Origin of the sequence: Nonomuraea typhae (assembly GCF_009760925.1) — a bacterium.
Lineage (GTDB): Bacteria > Actinomycetota > Actinomycetes > Streptosporangiales > Streptosporangiaceae > Nonomuraea > Nonomuraea typhae.
Genome location: NZ_VRLV01000007.1, coordinates 233,434 through 249,923, shown reverse-complemented (window position 1 = coordinate 249,923; position 16,490 = coordinate 233,434). Strand labels below are relative to the sequence as shown.

At 71.2% G+C, this 16,490-nt stretch carries 13 protein-coding genes; 7 read left to right on the top strand and 6 right to left on the bottom strand.

Annotated features, from left to right (window positions below):
* Positions 1-118 precede the first annotated feature (118 nt).
* Complete coding sequence (locus FVE25_RS27090) at positions 119-757, bottom strand: response regulator (RefSeq protein ID WP_157249887.1); 639 nt, start codon at positions 755-757, stop codon at positions 119-121.
* A complete protein-coding gene (locus tag FVE25_RS27085; protein WP_157249886.1) occupies positions 754-1,887 on the bottom strand; it encodes a sensor histidine kinase in 1,134 nt (377 codons plus the stop codon). Before FVE25_RS27085 ends, FVE25_RS27090 begins: the two co-directional genes overlap by 4 nt.
* Positions 1,888-1,973: 86 nt before the next feature.
* On the opposite strand from FVE25_RS27085, the gene FVE25_RS27080 reads away from it, so the two are divergent.
* Genes FVE25_RS27080 through FVE25_RS27065 form a run of 4 tightly spaced genes read left to right on the top strand, consistent with a single transcriptional unit; the run spans position 1,974 to position 7,110 of the window.
* The gene (locus FVE25_RS27080) at positions 1,974-2,942 is read left to right on the top strand and encodes a hypothetical protein (protein WP_157249885.1); all 969 of its coding nucleotides are present in this window, start codon (positions 1,974-1,976) and stop codon (positions 2,940-2,942) included.
* A 35-nt stretch (positions 2,943-2,977) separates the two neighbouring features.
* The gene (locus FVE25_RS27075) at positions 2,978-5,425 is read left to right on the top strand and encodes an FHA domain-containing protein (RefSeq protein ID WP_157249884.1); all 2,448 of its coding nucleotides are present in this window, start codon (positions 2,978-2,980) and stop codon (positions 5,423-5,425) included.
* A 35-nt stretch (positions 5,426-5,460) separates the two neighbouring features.
* Positions 5,461-5,943: a cation:proton antiporter regulatory subunit gene (locus FVE25_RS27070; protein WP_157249883.1), complete on the top strand. Its 483-nt coding sequence runs from the start codon at positions 5,461-5,463 to the stop codon at positions 5,941-5,943.
* Between the two features lie 9 nt (positions 5,944-5,952).
* Positions 5,953-7,110 carry a cation:proton antiporter gene (locus FVE25_RS27065; RefSeq protein ID WP_157249882.1) on the top strand — a complete coding sequence of 386 codons (1,158 nt, stop codon included), beginning with the start codon at positions 5,953-5,955 and terminating at the stop codon, positions 7,108-7,110.
* A gap of 33 nt (positions 7,111-7,143) precedes the next feature.
* Here FVE25_RS27065 and FVE25_RS27060 read toward each other — a convergent pair whose 3' ends face one another.
* From FVE25_RS27060 to FVE25_RS27045, 4 genes are all read right to left on the bottom strand, one after another.
* On the bottom strand, positions 7,144-8,430 hold the full coding sequence (locus FVE25_RS27060; protein ID WP_157249881.1) for a homoserine dehydrogenase: 1,287 nt from the start codon (positions 8,428-8,430) through the stop codon (positions 7,144-7,146).
* On the bottom strand, positions 8,427-9,809 hold the full coding sequence (gene lysA, locus FVE25_RS27055; protein ID WP_157249880.1) for a diaminopimelate decarboxylase: 1,383 nt from the start codon (positions 9,807-9,809) through the stop codon (positions 8,427-8,429). Before lysA ends, FVE25_RS27060 begins: the two co-directional genes overlap by 4 nt.
* A gap of 116 nt (positions 9,810-9,925) precedes the next feature.
* Entirely contained in the window at positions 9,926-10,525 is a 600-nt protein-coding gene (locus tag FVE25_RS27050) for a DALR anticodon-binding domain-containing protein (RefSeq protein WP_157249879.1), read from the bottom strand.
* 135 nt (positions 10,526-10,660) lie between these two features.
* Positions 10,661-12,502 (bottom strand): hypothetical protein, encoded by a 1,842-nt coding sequence (locus FVE25_RS27045; protein ID WP_246267504.1) that lies wholly within the window; start codon positions 12,500-12,502, stop codon positions 10,661-10,663.
* Positions 12,503-12,612: 110 nt separating this feature from the next.
* On the opposite strand from FVE25_RS27045, the gene FVE25_RS27040 reads away from it, so the two are divergent.
* The 3 genes from FVE25_RS27040 (at position 12,613) to FVE25_RS27030 (ending at position 16,487) form a co-directional block, all read left to right on the top strand.
* Positions 12,613-14,256, top strand: a complete 1,644-nt coding sequence (locus FVE25_RS27040) for an asparagine synthetase B family protein (RefSeq protein ID WP_246267502.1) — start codon at positions 12,613-12,615, stop codon at positions 14,254-14,256.
* A 260-nt stretch (positions 14,257-14,516) separates the two neighbouring features.
* Entirely contained in the window at positions 14,517-16,208 is a 1,692-nt protein-coding gene (gene treS, locus FVE25_RS27035; RefSeq protein ID WP_157249877.1) for a maltose alpha-D-glucosyltransferase, read from the top strand.
* Between the two features lie 66 nt (positions 16,209-16,274).
* Positions 16,275-16,487 carry a hypothetical protein gene (locus FVE25_RS27030; protein ID WP_157249876.1) on the top strand — a complete coding sequence of 71 codons (213 nt, stop codon included), beginning with the start codon at positions 16,275-16,277 and terminating at the stop codon, positions 16,485-16,487.
* Positions 16,488-16,490: the final 3 nt, after the last annotated feature.

The following is a 16,490-nucleotide window of genomic DNA, read 5'->3' as shown; positions in this document are numbered from 1 at the left end:
CCACACCCCACACACCCAACCGCCCACACCCAACCGCCCACACGGTTACCCCTGACACCCCCACCCCCACCCCCACAGGGTCAGGTTCCGCTACCCCGGGCCCCGCAAGGGCTGGGTCTCACCCCGCCTCCGCATGGCCGTTTTCCCAGGCCCAGGCCGCAATGCCCACCCGGTTGCGCACCCCGAGTTTGCGCTGGACGTTGGCCACATGGGTCTTGGCCGTCCCGGCCGAGATGAACAGCTCGGCCCCGATCTCGGGATTGGACCTCCCCTGCGCCACCAGCCGGACGATCTCCAGCTCGCGGTCGCTCAACGGCTGCTCCCCCGGGACCCCGGCGCGGTTCTGGGCGGGGGTCAGGTGGCGCAGCAGGCGTACGGTCACCGATGGGCTGATCAGCGCGTCGCCCGCCGCGGCTGCCCGGATCCCCTCGACCAGGAGCACCGGGCCGGCGTGCTTGAGCAGGAAGCCGCAGGCTCCTGACCGGAGCGCCGTGTGGACGTACTCGTCCAGGTCGTAGGTGGTCACCACGATCACCCTGGTCGAGCCGGACAGGCGGCGGGTCAGCTCCAGCCCGTCCATGCGGGGCATGCGGATGTCGGCCACGACCACGTCCGGCTTGACCTGCCTGGCCAGCTCCAGCGCGGCCACGCCGTCGGGCGCCTCTGCCACGACCTCCAGGTCGGGCTGGGCTTCGATGATCGTCCGGAAGGCGGCCCGCACGGCCGGCTGGTCGTCGGCCACCAGCACCCGGATCATGGGAAGACCGCCTTGACCAGCCACCCGTCGTCTCCCTGCCGCCCCGCGCTGAACGTCCCGCCCAGCGCCTGCACGCGCTCGGCCAGCCCCGCCAGGCCCACCCCGGGTCGCGACCTGCCGGGCAGCCGCGGCTGCTCCGGTGCCCGAGCCCGGTCGGCCACGGTGAGCTGGATCGCCCCGCCTCGGTCGGTCACCCGGATCGACACGCTCGACCCGGCGGGGGCGTGTTTGCGGACGTTGGTCAGGGCCTCGACCACGACCCGGTAGATGGTCGTGGCCACCTCCCTGGGCACCGGCTCCGGCGGGGCGAGCTCGAGTTCGGTGTCGGGGAAGCCGACCTCGGCGAAACGGTGGACCAGCGCGGGCAGGTCGTCCAGCCCGGGCAGGGGTTCCGCGGGCACGTCGTCGCCTTCCATTTCCCGCAACATGCGGACGGTGCGGTCCATCGCGGCCAGGGCACGGGTTCCGTCGGCCTCGATGGCGCGCAGCGTCGCCGCCGCCTGCTCCGGCGCCCGGTCGAGGAGGATCTGCGCCGCCTGCGCCTGGATCACCATGGCGCTCACGTCGTGGGCGACGAAGTCGTGCAGGTCGCGGGCGAGCTCGACCCGCTGGGCCCGCCGGGCCTCGCGGACCGCCCGGATCCTGGTGGTGTCCAGGGAGCGCAGGTAGACGCCCAGGCCGACGGCGCCCGCCGTACCCAAGGACCAGAACACGCCGAACGCGACCCCCTCCACCACGGTGCTGACCGGCTGGACGACCTGCAGTGGCAACAGGGCCTCGCCGAGGGCGGCCGCGCCGGCGGCGGGGACCGCCTGGCGGGCCGGCGACCAGCGCACGGTCATCGTGATGAGCGTGAGGATGCCCAGCGTGTGGAAGTACGTCAGCGGCCCGCCGTTGCCTCCCCGGTCGGCCAGCCACAGGACGACGCACACCGCGCTGAGCACCCCCACGGCCCCCGTGAGGAGCGGGAGGGCAGGCCGGGACCCGGGCAGCCAGGCCGTCACCCCGATCGCGGCGACCACCGCGGCCAGCGCCGGAACGGTCACCAGCGGGCCGGGGAACGGCTCCCGCAACACTGCCACCACCACGGCGCAGGCGATCAGCACCAGGCCGGCCAGGACCTTTTTCATGGCAGAACTCTAGGTGAGGTGGTGTGGGGGGTGAATCCGCCGATCGGCAGATGTCGGCGGGCGGCCCGCGGCTCAGGCTGATGGCCATGAAACGACAGCAGCTGATCGTGTACGGCGCGCTGACCTGGAGCGCGATCTACGGCGGGCTCGGCTACCACTGGTGGGCCGGCGGCGGCGGGTTCCCGTTCGGCGACCCGCGGGCGGGCGTCGGGATGAGCCTGTTCGAGGGGGTGACGGCGGGCACGATGGCGCCGGTCATCGCCCTGGCGGGTACGGCGGGCGTCCTCGTGGCGGCGCTGGCCAGGCGGCTGCCGTCCCCGCTGGTCGCCGCCTTCGCCTGGACGGCCGGGGCGGTGCTCCTCTTCCTCCTGCCCGACATCCGCCTCATGCAGAACATGGCCTACGCCCTGGGCGGCTACTTCGGCCTGGTCGACTGGCCGGTGCTCAACCAGCTCGTCTGCATCCTGGGCGGCGCCCTGTGGGTCGGCGTGGCCCTGAGCACGCGCCGCGGCGACTCCCGGCCCTGGCCGTGGCGGCGGATCGGCCGATGGGCGACGGCCGTGGCGGTGCTGGGGCCGCTGCCGTACGGGCTGCAGCGGGCGGCGTGGACGGCGGGCATCCCGCTGGGCGTGGACCAGGCGTACGTGGACACGCTGCGCGCCGACTTCGCCGCCAAGGGCCTCGTGTGGGGGCAGCAGTACTTGCTGCCGCTGCTCTGCCTGGGCGGCGCCCTGCTGACGCTCGGCCTGGCGCAGCGCTGGGGCAGGGAGTTCCCCCGGTGGGTGCCCGTGCTGGGTGGCCGGGCGGTGCCGGAGGCCATGGCCGTGGTGCCCGCGTCGATCGTCTCGGTGGCCGTCACGGTGGCGGGCCTGACCATGGCGCGCGCGCTCGTGGCCGCCGACGCCGGTGACTGGGCCACGGGCGGCGCGGGCCTGTTCTTCCTGCCCTGGGGCCTGGCGCTGGGCGTGGCGACGGTGGCCTACCACTACACCAGAGGTCACGTCCCGGTATCGCCGATCGCCTGGCCACGCCCTCAGCCCGATATGCGGCCATAATTGCGGCACGAGCGGGGTATCGGGGTTGGGGAGAGATGACGGCGTTACTGGTCCGGGGCCCATCCGGTTTCGTGCGGCTCGTACCTGGTCAGCGGCTGCTGGTGGGCCGCGAGGGCGACATCGCCATCGCCGACGCCCGGGTCTCCCGCCATCACGCCGAGGTCCTGTTCGAGTCGGGCCGCTGGATCCTGCGGGACCTGGGCAGCCGCAACGGCACCTACCTGGGCGCCGACCGCGTCTCCACGATCCACCTGACCACTCCTTGCACGGTACGGCTGGGCGGCGCCGACCACGGCCCCCGCCTCGACCTCGAGCCGGAGCACCTCGGACCACAGCGCCCGGAGCCGGGGTACGGGGCAACCAAGATCCTGCCGGAGCCCGCCGCCCAGCACGGCACCGGTCACCCGAGCGCGGCACAGCCCGCCGCCCGGCAAGGCACCCGCCACCCCGGCTCCGGCCGGCAGGAGCCCGCGACCCAGCTGGGCCGCCCGACCGGCCCTCAACGTCCCAGCGCCGTCCCCGACCGCGTCCTCCAGCTCACCCCCCACTCCCCGGTCATCCGCATAGGCCGGTCGGCCGACAACGACCTGGCCCTGCCCGACGACCTCCTGGTCTCAAGGCACCACGCGGAGATCCACCAGTCCCCCCACGGCCCCTACGTCCGCGACCTGCGCAGCCGCAACGGCACCCACGTCAACGGCCACCGCGTCACCGACGCCTACATCCAGCCCGGCGACCTGGTCTCCGTCGGCCACTACCAGCTGGTGGTCCACCGCGACCACGTGGCCGTGCACGCCGACACCGGCGCGGTCTCCCTGCGCGCGGAGGAGCTGACGGTGAAGGCGGGCGGGACGGTCCTGCTGGACCGGGTGAGCCTGGAGCTGGACGCCTGCAGCCTCCTGGCGGTCGTGGGGCCGTCGGGCGCGGGCAAGTCGACCCTGCTGGGCGCGCTCACCGGCGCCCGGCCGGCCACGTACGGCCGCATGTGGTACGAGCGCCGCGACCTCTACGCCCACTACGACGACCTGCGTCACCGCATCGGCCTGGTTCCCCAGGACGACATCCTGCACAAGGAGCTGACGGTCGAACGCGCCCTGGGCTACGCGGCGGCCCTGCGCTTCCCCCAGGACGTGACCAGGGCGGAGCGCCGGGCCCGCATCGACGAGGTCATCACCCAGCTGGAGCTGGACGAGCGCCGCAAACTCCGTATCGACCGCCTCTCCGGCGGCCAGCGCAAACGCACCAGCGTGGCCCTGGAGCTGCTGACCAAGCCGTCCCTGCTGTTCCTGGACGAACCCACCTCCGGCCTGGACCCCAGCCTGGACAAGGAGGTCATGAACACCCTGCGGTCGCTGGCCGACGACGGCCGGACGGTGGTCGTGGTCACGCACAGCGTGCTGCATCTGGACGTGTGCGACCGGGTGCTCGTGCTGTGCCGGGGCGGCAAGGTGGGCTACTTCGGCCCGCCGCACCAGCTTCTGGGCTTCTTCGAGGCGAAGGAGTACTCGGAGGTCTTCAAGAAGGTCAGCGACGAGCCCGATCTCTGGGCCGAGCGTTTCCGCCTGTCGCCCTATTACGCCCGCTACTGCGGCGCGACCCCTGGCCAGAGCGGTCTCGACTCCCAGACGGTCACCCCTCCCCCGGTCCCGCCCAAGCAGAGTATGGCCCGCCAGTTCGCGATCCTGGCCCGCCGCATGGTCTCGGTGATCCGCTCCGACAAGCTGGCCGCCCTGTCGATGGTCGGCCTGCCGATCGTGCTGGCGCTGATGACGCGGGTGGTCGAGGGCTCCACGGGCCTGGCGCCGCCCGGCGGCAAGCTGGGCCGCAGCGAGGAGGCCGGGACGCTCCTGATCATCCTGGTCTTCGGCGCCGCGCTGATGGGCCTGATCGGGGCGATCCGCGAGATCGTGAAGGAGGGCCCCATCTACCGCAGGGAACGCGCGGTCGGCCTCTCCCCGGTCGCCTACCTGCTGTCCAAGGCCGCGGTCCTGGGCGCGATCAACGTCGTCCAGGCCGTCATCTTCGTCACCCTGGCCATGATCGGCCGCAAGCCGCCGTCCGATCCCCTCGTCCTGGGCTCCGGCCACGCCGAGATCGTCGTGGTCGTGGCCATGGTCGCGTTCACCTGCAGTCTCCTGGCCCTGCTGGTCAGCGCCCTGGTCAGCACGAACGAGCAAGCCATGATGATCATGGTCGTGCTGGTGATGGCCCAGTTCGTCTTCATCGGCAAGCTCATCGAGGTCGTCGGCCGCACCGGCCTGGAGCAGCTCACCTGGCTGATCCCCACCCGCTGGGGCTACGCGGCCGCGGCCGCGACCGTGGACCTCCAGAAGATCGACATCGCGAAGCCGAAGGACGCGCTCTGGAATCACGACCCGGCCGCCTGGCTGCGCGCGATGGCCGTGCTGCTGGTGATGTCCGTCGTCCTCGCCCTGGCAACCCGGATCGCCCTGCGGCGTTACGAGGCCAAACAGATCAAATAGGATGAAGCGGAACAATAACAATGAAGGGGCGCGCGATGGAGGTCGAGCAGACGGCCCTGCCGGGGATCGGACTGCGGCACGAGTTCACCACACAGTCCGGAAGGCGGATCGGCGTCGTGTCACACCGCACCGGCCGCCGGGATCTGGTGATCTACGACAAGGGCGACCCCGATCGAGCCTGCGAAGCCGTCCAGCTCAACGACGACGAGGCGGACGCGCTGTCGGAGCTGCTCGGCGCCCCTCGCATCGTCCAGCGGCTCAACGAGCTGCACCGGCAGGTCGAGGGCCTGGTCAGCGTACAGTTGGCCATCACCTCCGGCGCGCCGTACGCCGGGCGTCCCATGGGCGAGACCCGGATGCGCACCCGCACCGGCTCCTCCATCGTGGCCGTCGTCCGCGACGGCCAGGTGGTCGCCAGCCCCGGACCCGACTTCGTGTTCGCGGCCGGTGACACCGTCGTGGTCGTGGGAACCCTCGAGGGCACCGCCGCCGCCGCCGACATCCTGGCCGCCGGGTAGGGCGCGCGGGTGCACGCGGGAATTCTTCTCCTCGAACTCGGTGCTGTCCTCCTCGGCCTCGGCGTGCTCGGCGCGCTGGCCCTGCGCGGCGGCATCTCGCCCATTCCCCTCTACCTCATCGCCGGTCTGGCCTTCGGCACCGGCGGCATCCTCCCGCTGGCCACCAGCGAGGAGTTCATCGAGGTCGGCGCCGAACTCGGCGTCATCATGCTGCTGCTCACGCTCGGCCTGGAGTACAACGCCGACGAACTGGTCACCAGCCTGCGCGGCAACCTGCGCGGCGGGCTGGTCGACCTCGTCCTCAACGCCGCCCCGGGCGCCATCGCCGCGCTCCTGCTCGGCTGGGGACCCGTCGCGGCCGTCGCCATGGCCGGCGTCACCTACGCCACGTCCTCGGGCATCACCGCGAAGGTCCTGTCCGATCTGGGGTGGATCGGCAACCGGGAAACACCCGTCGTGCTGTCGCTGCTGGTCTTCGAGGACTTGACGATGGCGCTCTACCTGCCCATCCTCACCGCGGTGCTGGCGGGCGCGAGCCTGCTGAGCGGCGCCGTGACCGTGGGCATCGCGCTGGCGACCGTCAGCGTGGTGCTCGTCTTCGCCCTCAGGTACGGCCGGCTCATCGAACGTTTCGTGGCCAGCCCCAACTCGGAAGTCCTGCTCCTGAAGGTCGTCGGCCTCGCGCTCCTGGTGGCCGGGATCGCCCAGCAGCTCCAGGTCTCCGCCGCCGTGGGCGCCTTCCTGGTGGGCATCGCCCTGTCGGGAGAGCTGGCCGAAGGCGCCAGGGCGCTGCTGGAGCCGCTGCGCGACCTGTTCGCCGCGGTCTTCTTCGTCTTCTTCGGCCTGCAGACCGACCCGAAGGCGATCCTGCCCGTGGCCGGGCTGGCCGCGCTGCTGGCCCTGGTCAGCATGATCACCAAGCTGGTGACCGGCGCCTACGCCGCCCGCCGCGCCGGCATCGCCAAGGCCGGGCAGGCGCGGGCCGGCATCGCGCTGATTCCGCGCGGGGAGTTCAACATCGTCATCGCCGGTCTGGCCGTGGCCGCCGGCGTCCATCCCGACCTCGGCCCGCTGGCCGCCGCGTACGTGCTCATCCTGGCCGCCTTCGGCCCGCTGGCCGCGCGGCTCGTGCAGCCACTGATCACCGCGATCGCCCGCCGTACCTGACCGCGGTCCAGGTACGGCGGGCGGCCGGGCAGGTCAGGCCTGGCCGTCGCCTTCGACGCGCATGACGCCGGCCACCGCGCGGACGATGTCCAGCTTGCGCAGGGCGTCCATGGTCGCGGTCAGGGCGGCGTCCGACGCGCGGTGGGTGACCAGCACGAGCTGGGCGTCGTCGCCGTGGCCCTCCTGACGCACGGTCTGGATCGAGACGTCGTGGCGGGCGAACTCCTCCGCCACCCGGGCCAGCACGCCCGGTTTGTCGGCCACGTCCAGGGCGACGTGGCAGCGGGTCACGGTCTCGCCCATCGGGTGGACGCTCAGCGAGGCGTAGGTGGACTCCTCCGGCCCACGGGCTCCGGTCAGCCGGTTCCTGGCCACGGCCACCATGTCGCCCAGGACGGCGGAGGCCGTGGGCGCGCCGCCGGCGCCGGCGCCGTAGAACATGAGCTGCCCGGCCGACTCCGCCTCGACGAACACCGCGTTGTACGCCTCGCGCACCCCAGCCAGCGGGTGCGTGCGCGGGATCATGGCCGGGTGCACGCGCACGCCGACGCTCTGGCCGTCGTCGGAGCGGGCGCAGATGGCCAGCAGCTTGATGACGTAGCCCATGGCCTTGGCCGAGGCCACGTCGGTGGCGGTGATCTCGGTGATGCCCTCGCGGTGCACCTGCTCGGCGGTGACCCGGCTGTGGAAGGCCAGCCCGGCGAGGATGGCCGCCTTGGCGGCGGCGTCGAAGCCCTCGACGTCGGCGGTGGGGTCGGCCTCGGCGTAGCCGAGCGCCTGCGCCTCCTCCAGCGCGTCGTTGAACGAGGCGCCGCTGGAGTCCATCTTGTCGAGGATGTAGTTGGTGGTGCCGTTGACGATGCCGAGCACCCGGTTGACGTGGTCGCCGGCCAGCGACTCGCGCAGGGGGCGCAGCAGCGGGATGGCCCCGGCGACGCTGGCCTCGAAGTACAGGTCGCCGCCACCGGTGCGGGCGGCCTCGTGGAGGGTGGCGCCGTCCTCGGCCAGCAGCGCCTTGTTGGCGGTGACGACGGACTTGCCCTTGCTCAGGGCGGCCACGATCAGCGATCTGGCCGGCTCGATGCCGCCGATGACCTCGACGACGATGTCCACGTCGTCGCGGGTGACGAGCGCCTCGGCGTCGGTGGTGAGCAGCTCGGGGTCGACGTCGACCTCGCGTTTACGGCCCAGCCTGCGTACGGCCACGCCCGCCAGCTCCAGGGGCGCCCCGATGCGGGCGGTGAGGTCGTCTGCCTGCTCGCGCATGAGCCGGATGACCTGCGAGCCGACGACGCCGCAACCCAGCAGCGCGACTTTCATAGTTGCCCCCTCAGCAGGTCGTCCTCGGTCTCGCCCCGCACGATCACCCGGGAGGCGCCGTCGGCGACGGCGACCACGGCGGGCCTGGGCAGATAGTTGTAGTTGCTGGCCAGCGAGCGGCAGTAGGCGCCGGTGGCGGCGACCGCGATGAGGTCGCCGGGCGCGAGGTCGGCGGGGAGGTAGAAGTCGCGGATGACGATGTCGCCGCTCTCGCAGTGCTTGCCGACCAGGCGGCTGAGCATGGGCGGCGCGTCGCTCGCGCGGCTGGCCAGCACGGCGGTGTACTCGGCGCCGTACAGCGCGGTGCGCACGTTGTCACTCATGCCGCCGTCGATGCTGACGTAGGTGCGGATGCCCTCGACGTCCTTGACGGTGCCGACCTCGTACAGCGTGATGCCGCCGGGGCCGACGATCGTGCGGCCGGGTTCGACGGTGAGCTTGGGCACCGGCAGCCCGGCGTCGGTGCAGACCTTGGCGACGATCTCGCGCAGGCCGTCGGCCAGCTCCTTGATGTCGGGGGCCTCGTCGCCTTCGACGTAGGCGATGCCGTACCCGCCGCCGAGGTCGAGCTCGGGCAGGACGACGCCGTGCTCGTCCTTGATCTTCACGAGCAGGCCGGCCAGGCGGCGGGCGGCGACCTCGAAGCCGGCGGTGTCGACGATCTGCGAGCCGATGTGGGAGTGCAGGCCGACGAGTTCGAGCTGCGGCAGCGCGAGGATGCGGCGCACGGCCTCGGCGGCGGCGCCGGTGTTGAGCGACAGGCCGAACTTCTGGTCGTCGTGGGCGGTCGCGATGAACTCGTGGGTGTGCGCCTCGACGCCGGTGGTGACCCGGATCATGATCTTGGGTCGCCGGCCGAGCTGCTCGGCGAGGTAGCCGAGGCGGGCGATCTCCTCGTAGGAGTCGACGACGATGTGGCCGACACCGGCCTCGACGGCCCTGGTCAGCTCGGCGGTCGACTTGTTGTTGCCGTGCAGCGTGATGCGCTCGGGCGGGAAGCCGACGCTGAGGGCGACGGCGAGTTCGCCGCCGCTGGCCACGTCGAGGCCGAGCCCCTCGTCCTGGAGCCAGCGCACGATCTCCTTGCACAGGAACGCCTTGCCGGCGTAGTGCACCTCGGAGCCGGAGAAGGCGGTGGCGTAGTCGCGCATGCGCGAGCGCACGTCGGCCTCGTCGAGGACGTAGAGCGGCGTGCCGTGCTCGGCGGCGAGGTCGCGCACGTCGATGCCCCCGACCGTGAGCGCGCCCTCGGTCCTGCTCGACGTTCGCGGCCAGATCGCGGGATTGATCCGGTTGAGGTCGGCGGGCGCCAGCGGCGGGCGCTCGTGGGGCAGCATCTCGGCGTGCCGGTCCCCTGCGGGATGGGCGAATCGACTCACCCAAAGCAGGCTATCGGAACGCGGGATCGAGGCTGACACCATGCCCACCTGTCGAGACACGATCGACAGGAAATTGCATAGCTTTTACACGATTTCACGCCATATGGCGTGAAATTTCAGATTCTGTCCGGCCCTGGGAGCACTTTCTGTACGGCTCCCGCCAGCCTGACCCGGGCGGTGTGCACCGGCGCCACGGCCTCGTCCCCCTGCGGCAGCGGCGCCGCCTGCTCGAAGGCGTCATGGTAGGCCGACGCCAGCCGGACCAGATAGGCCGCCCACCCCGGATCCCGGCTGACCCGCCGCCCGGGAAGCTCGGCCAGCACCCGCAGCACGGCCCGGTCACGGGCGTGACTCAGCAGTCGCGGCTCGAAAGGCTCTGGGGGCACGCCCAGAGCCCGCGCCCACCGCCCCACAGCCACCGCCCGAAAGCGCGCATATTTCACAACAAATCCGGGGTTGTCCCACGTCCGCGGGACGTCCGCCCACCCCTGATCGGCCACCGGAAAGACCTCGCCCGCCACCTCCCACGGCTCGGCCAGCACGATCCTGATCACCCCGTTGGGCAGCGCGGTCGCGCCGGGGACAGCGGCGGCCAGGCCGGCGGGGTCCACCCGCCGCCGCAAGGCCGCCGACGACAGGAAGACCGCCTCCTCGGCCCAGTCCCCGGAGGGCGCGGGCGGCTCGCCCAGGAGATCGGCGAGCTGGCGGAGGTTCACACCTCGAGCCTAAAGCCGGCCCACGACGCGCTTCGTCACGGCGCGCACCCCGTGAGCCCACACGACCGGCCAGGACAGAGGCGAGCCGACGTCGGCGCGTGCGCGTCAACCCGGCCCCGCCGTACGAGAAGATCCTCAGATGAGCGCATGCGGCTCGGCGGAGCCGTACTCGACCAGCTGCGCGGCGCCCAGCAGCCAGCGGTCCTCGTCGCGCACGTGCACGTACCCGAAACGGTCGGCCGAGAAGACCTTGACCCCGTCCGTACGGCACTGCCGCATGAGCACCTCGGCCCAGCCCTCCGTGAGGTCCGGGAAACCCAGCTCCCGCAGCGGGTTGCGCCGGGCCAGCAGCGTCGCTCCGGCGATCTCCGGCGTGTAGGTGTACTCGGCGTCCGGCTGCTTGAGCAGCGTGGTCTGGGCGTTGCGCAGATGGGCGTAGAAGGCGGCCTTGCCGGTGATGTCCGCGGTGCTGAACAGGAAGGCCCTGGTCAGGTCGGACAGATAGTGCGTGCCGTACACATCGCGCGGGTCCATGACCGCGACCAGGTCGGCCTCGCACAGGTCGAGGCCGCGGTTGAGCATGCCGCCCGTCGTCAGGGCCGGGTCGAGGTCGCGGAAGACCACCTCGGCGCCCTTGACCACGTCGCGGGCCCGCTCCCCCGCGCCCGGGTGGCCGAAGAGGATGAGCTGCGTGACCCCGCTCTGCCGGGCGACCTGGGCCAGGGCGTGCTCCAGCGTGGCCGGGTCGGTGACGGGCAGGATCACCGAGACGTCCAGGGTGGCGCGGGCACTGGGCAGGCCGATGCGCTCCAGCAGTTCGTCCACGCGCTCGGTCATGGTCCCGGCGGCGTAGGCGCGGCGCAGGGCGGCGTGCGCGCGGCGGGAGTCGGCCTCGGGGCCGATCGAGGTGCCGCAGGCGGCGATCTCGGCCGTGCGCCACGGCTCGGTGCCGGGCGGCACGTCCACGGCCGCCGGCCAGCGGTAGGAGGTGAGCACGTCGGGGTAGCTCAGGTGCGGCGGCAGGAGCTGCTCCAGCGTGAGCACGCGATCCACCCGCCCGCCCGACAGCGGCAGCGGGTTGTGCACCCTCGGCTGCACCCCGAAGCGCAGCTGCGGCCAGCCGGTGCCGGCGTCCACGCTGAAGCGGTACTCGAACAGCGCGGCAGCGGCGGCGTAGGCGGCCGGATCGCCCTGGGTGTGCCAGAACACCGTCCGGATGCCGCGCTCCGCGCACCAGGCCAGCAGGGCGCGCAGTCCTTCGCCGGGCTCGCCGGTGATCTCCTCGGCCCACGGGCCCTGGGTGACCGACTCGACGACCAGCAGGTGGGGCACCTCCAGCGGAAGAATCCTGGCGAAGTCGCGCGGGGTGAACCCGGTCGTCTGCCGCCACTCGTAGCGCAGCAGCGCCTCGGCGTGCGGGTCGGCGACGACGGCGGCGGTCAGGTGCGGCCGGGTGTTCGGCCCGGTCGGAATCCGGAACGGCTTGAGCCGGAACGAGGCGCCCTCGATCGTCCTGGTCGCCGCGGTGGCCTGGAAGGCGGCGCCCGGCCGCTCGTCGCGCTGCTGCTCGGCCGGGACCGGCCTGCGCTTGGGAGCCACGGGGCGCGGGGCGGCCTTGGCGGCGCCCTTGATGCCTTTGGCCAGGCGGACCGGGTTGGACTTGCCCGACTTGAGGGCGTCACCCAGGCGGTTCCAGCGGGCGACCTTGATGGAGGAGAGCTTCCACTGCGCCACCTCGGCCTGGTAGCGCTGCTCGGCGAGGTCCTTGCGCAGCTTGTCGGCGTCGGCCCGCGCGTCGTCGAGCCGGTCCTCGAGCTCGGTGACCCGGGCGGCCAGCACCCTGGCCTCCTCGGCGCTCTGCTCGGCGGCGGCGAGCTTGGCCTGGGCGGCGTCGAGCAGCCTGGCCAGGTGCGCCGCATGCTCAGCTTGCGCCACCGCTTCTCTGAGCGCTTTACGCGTGCTCTCCAACTCCGTCATCGGCCTTCCTCCGTCAGGCCAATGACAATGTGGCTGTGTTCATTGGCTCGCTCGCTACGCTCGCTCACGGAGCCAAACGATACCCTTCAACCGGTAAGCGGCAGGAAGGGATGGATCCGGTGCAGTTCAATGTGCGGCCCTACGTCTGCGGAGCGCTCGGCCGGATCGACCCAGCCGTCGTGGCGAAGCTGGCCGCCGCCGGACCCCGCTGCCGCCCGGCCCTTCAGACCGCCGGCGCCGCGTTGTTCAGCTCGGCCCCCCTGCCGCCCTACCAGCGCACCGTCGACGGCTTCGCCTTCGCCTGGGGCGAGCGCAGGCCGGCGACCGGCGGCGACTGGATGACGGTCGCCGAGACCTACGAGACCCCGGGCCTGGTCGGCGCGGGCGATCGGGTCACGCTGCACGCGGGCGCGCTCGGGCTGGTCGACGTCTATTACGTACGGCTGGGCGAGGCCGTCTACTTCTCGTCCCTGATCGCGCCCCTGCTGTCGCTGGTCCCGGTAGAGATCGACTGGTCGGCATGGGCCTCGATCCTCCAGGTGACCTTTCCGTTGGGCGAGGCCACGCCGTACCTGCAGGTGAAGAGGCTGCCGGGGTCGAGCGCGCTGGTGTTCACCGGCGACCGGCTGGCCACGGAGCGGCGGCTGCCCCGGTGGCTGCGGCGGGAGCCGTACGAGGCGTGGACCAGCGCGGGCGAGATCCTGGAGATCCTGCACGAGGTCTACGGGGAGTACGAGGGGCGGCGCCTGCTGGTGCCGGTCAGCGGCGGTTACGACTCGCGGCTGCTGGCCAGTGTGGCGGTGGCGCGCGGCTTCGACGTGGAGTCCTGGACCACGAGCCCGGACGACGGCACCGACACCGACATCGCCTTCGCCCGGGCGATCACCCGCGAGCTGGGCATCCCGCACCGCGTGGTATCGCAGGACCCGGCGACGTATCCGGCCGACGCGCTGGAGGTGGCGCGCAGGCTGGAGTTCCTGACGCCGCATCACGCCTGGTACGCGCCGTTCGCCAAGGAGGTGCACGGGGCCGGGCGCATCCTGGTGGACGGCCTGGCCGGCGGGCCGCTGCTGAAGAACTTCATGGTCAGCGGGGCGGCGCTGGAGGCGACCTCGCAGGCCGAGCGGTCCGCGGCGGTGCTGAGCTCGCTGTCGCTGGGGGCGCCGTCTCGGCCGTTCCTGTCGGAGGCGGCGCTCGGGTGGATGGCGCAGACGGTCGGCGAGCAGTTCGCGGCGGCCACCTCGATGCTGCACGGGCACCGGGCGGAGCTGCCGCTGTCGGTGCTGCACACGCGGACCGTCCGGGGCATCGCCCGCTCGGCGGTGAACCTGGTGGGCCCGGAGGCGTCGTTCGCCGCGCCGTTCATCCATCCGGAGTTCTTCGACGCGGCGCTGTCGGTGGGCGTGGCCAGGAAGGACAAGGGGCGCTTCTACCGCGAGCTGCTGCACGCGGCGAGTCCCCGGGTGGCGGCGCTGCCGTCCACGAACGTGGTCAAGCAGCCGCTGCGGCGGGTGCCGCTGCGCTCGACGGCGGCGCCGGCGCGGGAGTACTCCCACGCGATGCTGGCCAAGGTGGCCGAGCGGGTGCCTGGTCTGCTGTCGGAGGACCTGCACGAGGTGATCGCCGGCGGACCGGACGCGCTGACGCGCTTCAGCGGCTGGAACGACCGGTTCTGGGTGCGTGGCCTGGTGTTGTTCGGCGCGTGGCTGCACGACGTGGAACCTGATCTCGGTGAACTGGAAGCACCCTTCTAACTAACGCTGCGTAACATCACGATTACACTCCGATCTCACGGGTATTAAATGCGGCACAGCACAAGCGGGTTCCGGAAGGCCGACGGGCTGGTAGTGTTCGGCCCGTAAGCGCCGCGAACAAGCGGGCACCGGGTCACAAATCCGGTCTCGCTCAGGGCATGGGGTTCGCAGGGATGACGACTCCAGGCGGCGCGGTCACCACAACACGCCGGGGAAACCGGTGACTTCGTCCTGCCCACATCTCCTTCTGTGAGCGACACATGATCAACGCATCCCCATCGCCGGAGCCGGTGTCCGAGACGTTCGTCTCGGAGGATCCGCAATGGTACAAGCGGGCTGTCTTCTACGAGGTCCTCGTCCGGGGGTTCAAGGACTCCAACGGGGACGGCACGGGCGACTTGCGCGGCCTGGTCGAGAAGCTCGACTACCTCGAGTGGCTGGGCATCGACTGCCTGTGGCTGCTGCCGTTGTACGAGTCTCCGCTGCGTGACGGCGGGTATGACATTTCCGACTATATGAAGATTCTTCCGGATTTCGGAGATCTTGGGGACTTTGTCCAGCTCATCGAGTCGGCGCACGCCCGCGGTCTGCGCATCATCACCGACCTGGTGATGAACCACACCAGCGACAAGCATCCATGGTTCCAGGCATCCCGGCACGATCCGGACGGCCCCTTCGGCGACTTCTACGTCTGGTCGGACGATCCGCACCGCTTCCCGGACGCGCCGATCATCTTCATCGGGGCCGAGGAGTCCAACTGGACCTACGACCCGGTGCGCAAGCAGTACTACTGGCACCGCTTCTTCCACCACCAGCCGGACCTCAACTATGACAACCCGGCCGTGCAGGACGCCATGCTGGAGGTGCTGCGCTTCTGGCTGGACCTCGGCATCGACGGCTTCCGCCTGGACGCCGTGCCGTACCTCTTCGAACGCGAGGGGACGGCCTGCTCGGGACTGCCGGAGACGCACGCCTACCTGAAGAAGGTGCGCGCCGAGGTCGACCGCCTCTACCCCGACCGGGTGCTGCTGGCCGAGGCGAACGGCTGGCCGGAGGACGTGGTCGAGTACTTCGGCGACCCCACCACCGGGGGTGACGAATGCCACATGGCCTTCCACTTCCCGCTGATGCCGCGCATCTACATGGCGGTCAAGAAGGAGACGCGCGAGCCGATCTCCGAGATCATGTCGCGCACTCCCAAGCTTCCCGAGACCGCCCAGTGGGGCATCTTCCTCCGCAACCACGACGAGCTCACGCTCGAGACGGTGACCGAGGAAGAGCGCGACTACATGCACAACGAGTACGCCAAGGACCCGCGCATGCGCGCCTACCTCGGCATCCGGCGCCGCCTGGCGCCCCTGCTCGACAACGACCGGGACATGATCGAGCTGTTCCACGCGCTGCTGCTGTCGCTGCCCGGCTCGCCGGTCATGTACTACGGCGACGAGATCGGCATGGGTGACAACATCTGGCTGGAGGACCGCGACTCGGTCCGCACCCCGATGCAGTGGAGCCCCGACCGCAACGCCGGGTTCTCCAGCGCCGACCCCGGCCGGCTCTACCTGCCGGCGGTCATGGACCCGATCTACGGCTTCCAGGCGGTCAACGTGGAGGCCCAGCAGAAGCACGAGGGCTCACTGCTGCACTTCACCCGCCGCATGCTGCAGATCCGGCGCAACCACGCGGTCTTCGGCACCGGCGCCTACATCGAATTGTGGTCGTCGAACCCGTCCGTGCTGTCCTTCCTGCGGGAGGAGGGCGACGACCTCATGCTGTGCGTGAACAACCTGTCGAAGTTCCCGCAGCCGGTCGAGCTGGACCTGCGCCGCTTCAAGGGCATGACGCCGGTGGAGGCGCGGGGCGGGGTGTTGTTCCCGCAGATCGGCGAACTGCCGTACCTGCTCACGCTTCCCGGTCATGGTTTCTACTGGTTCGCACTGAAACACGTCTAGCGGGAGCTCCAGGAAGGACGGGCTTCGCCCTGAAGTGCCCGTCCGGACTGGGTATCCTCCCATGTCATGGCGATAGACATGGCCTTGACCAAACGACTCAAGGCGATCGAGTCGCGTCTCAGCGCTCTCGAAGAGGAGCGTGATGCCAACAATGAGACGCTTTACCAGCTCCGGCGTTCAACTGTGCGGACTGAACTCGGAGTGAACCGCATCCTCGAGCACCTCGGCCTAGAGAAGGTCACCGATGCCGAGGTGGACGAGGAGCTCGACGCGAGGTGACGG

Bases quoted from the DNA above. Each gene is read 5' to 3' on its own strand.
- FVE25_RS27070 (WP_157249883.1), top strand. From the start codon at position 5,461: ATGGAGGTCGAGCAGACGGCCCTGCCGGGGATCGGACTGCGGCACGAG.
- FVE25_RS27045 (WP_246267504.1), bottom strand. From the start codon at position 12,502: ATGACGGAGTTGGAGAGCACGCGTAAAGCGCTCAGAGAAGCGGTGGCG.
- FVE25_RS27090 (WP_157249887.1), bottom strand. From the start codon at position 757: ATGATCCGGGTGCTGGTGGCCGACGACCAGCCGGCCGTGCGGGCCGCC.
- FVE25_RS27030 (WP_157249876.1), top strand. From the start codon at position 16,275: ATGGCGATAGACATGGCCTTGACCAAACGACTCAAGGCGATCGAGTCG.
- FVE25_RS27080 (WP_157249885.1), top strand. From the start codon at position 1,974: ATGAAACGACAGCAGCTGATCGTGTACGGCGCGCTGACCTGGAGCGCG.
- FVE25_RS27085 (WP_157249886.1), bottom strand. From the start codon at position 1,887: ATGAAAAAGGTCCTGGCCGGCCTGGTGCTGATCGCCTGCGCCGTGGTG.
- FVE25_RS27060 (WP_157249881.1), bottom strand. From the start codon at position 8,430: ATGAAAGTCGCGCTGCTGGGTTGCGGCGTCGTCGGCTCGCAGGTCATC.
- FVE25_RS27075 (WP_157249884.1), top strand. From the start codon at position 2,978: ATGACGGCGTTACTGGTCCGGGGCCCATCCGGTTTCGTGCGGCTCGTA.
- treS (WP_157249877.1), top strand. From the start codon at position 14,517: ATGATCAACGCATCCCCATCGCCGGAGCCGGTGTCCGAGACGTTCGTC.
- FVE25_RS27040 (WP_246267502.1), top strand. From the start codon at position 12,613: ATGGATCCGGTGCAGTTCAATGTGCGGCCCTACGTCTGCGGAGCGCTC.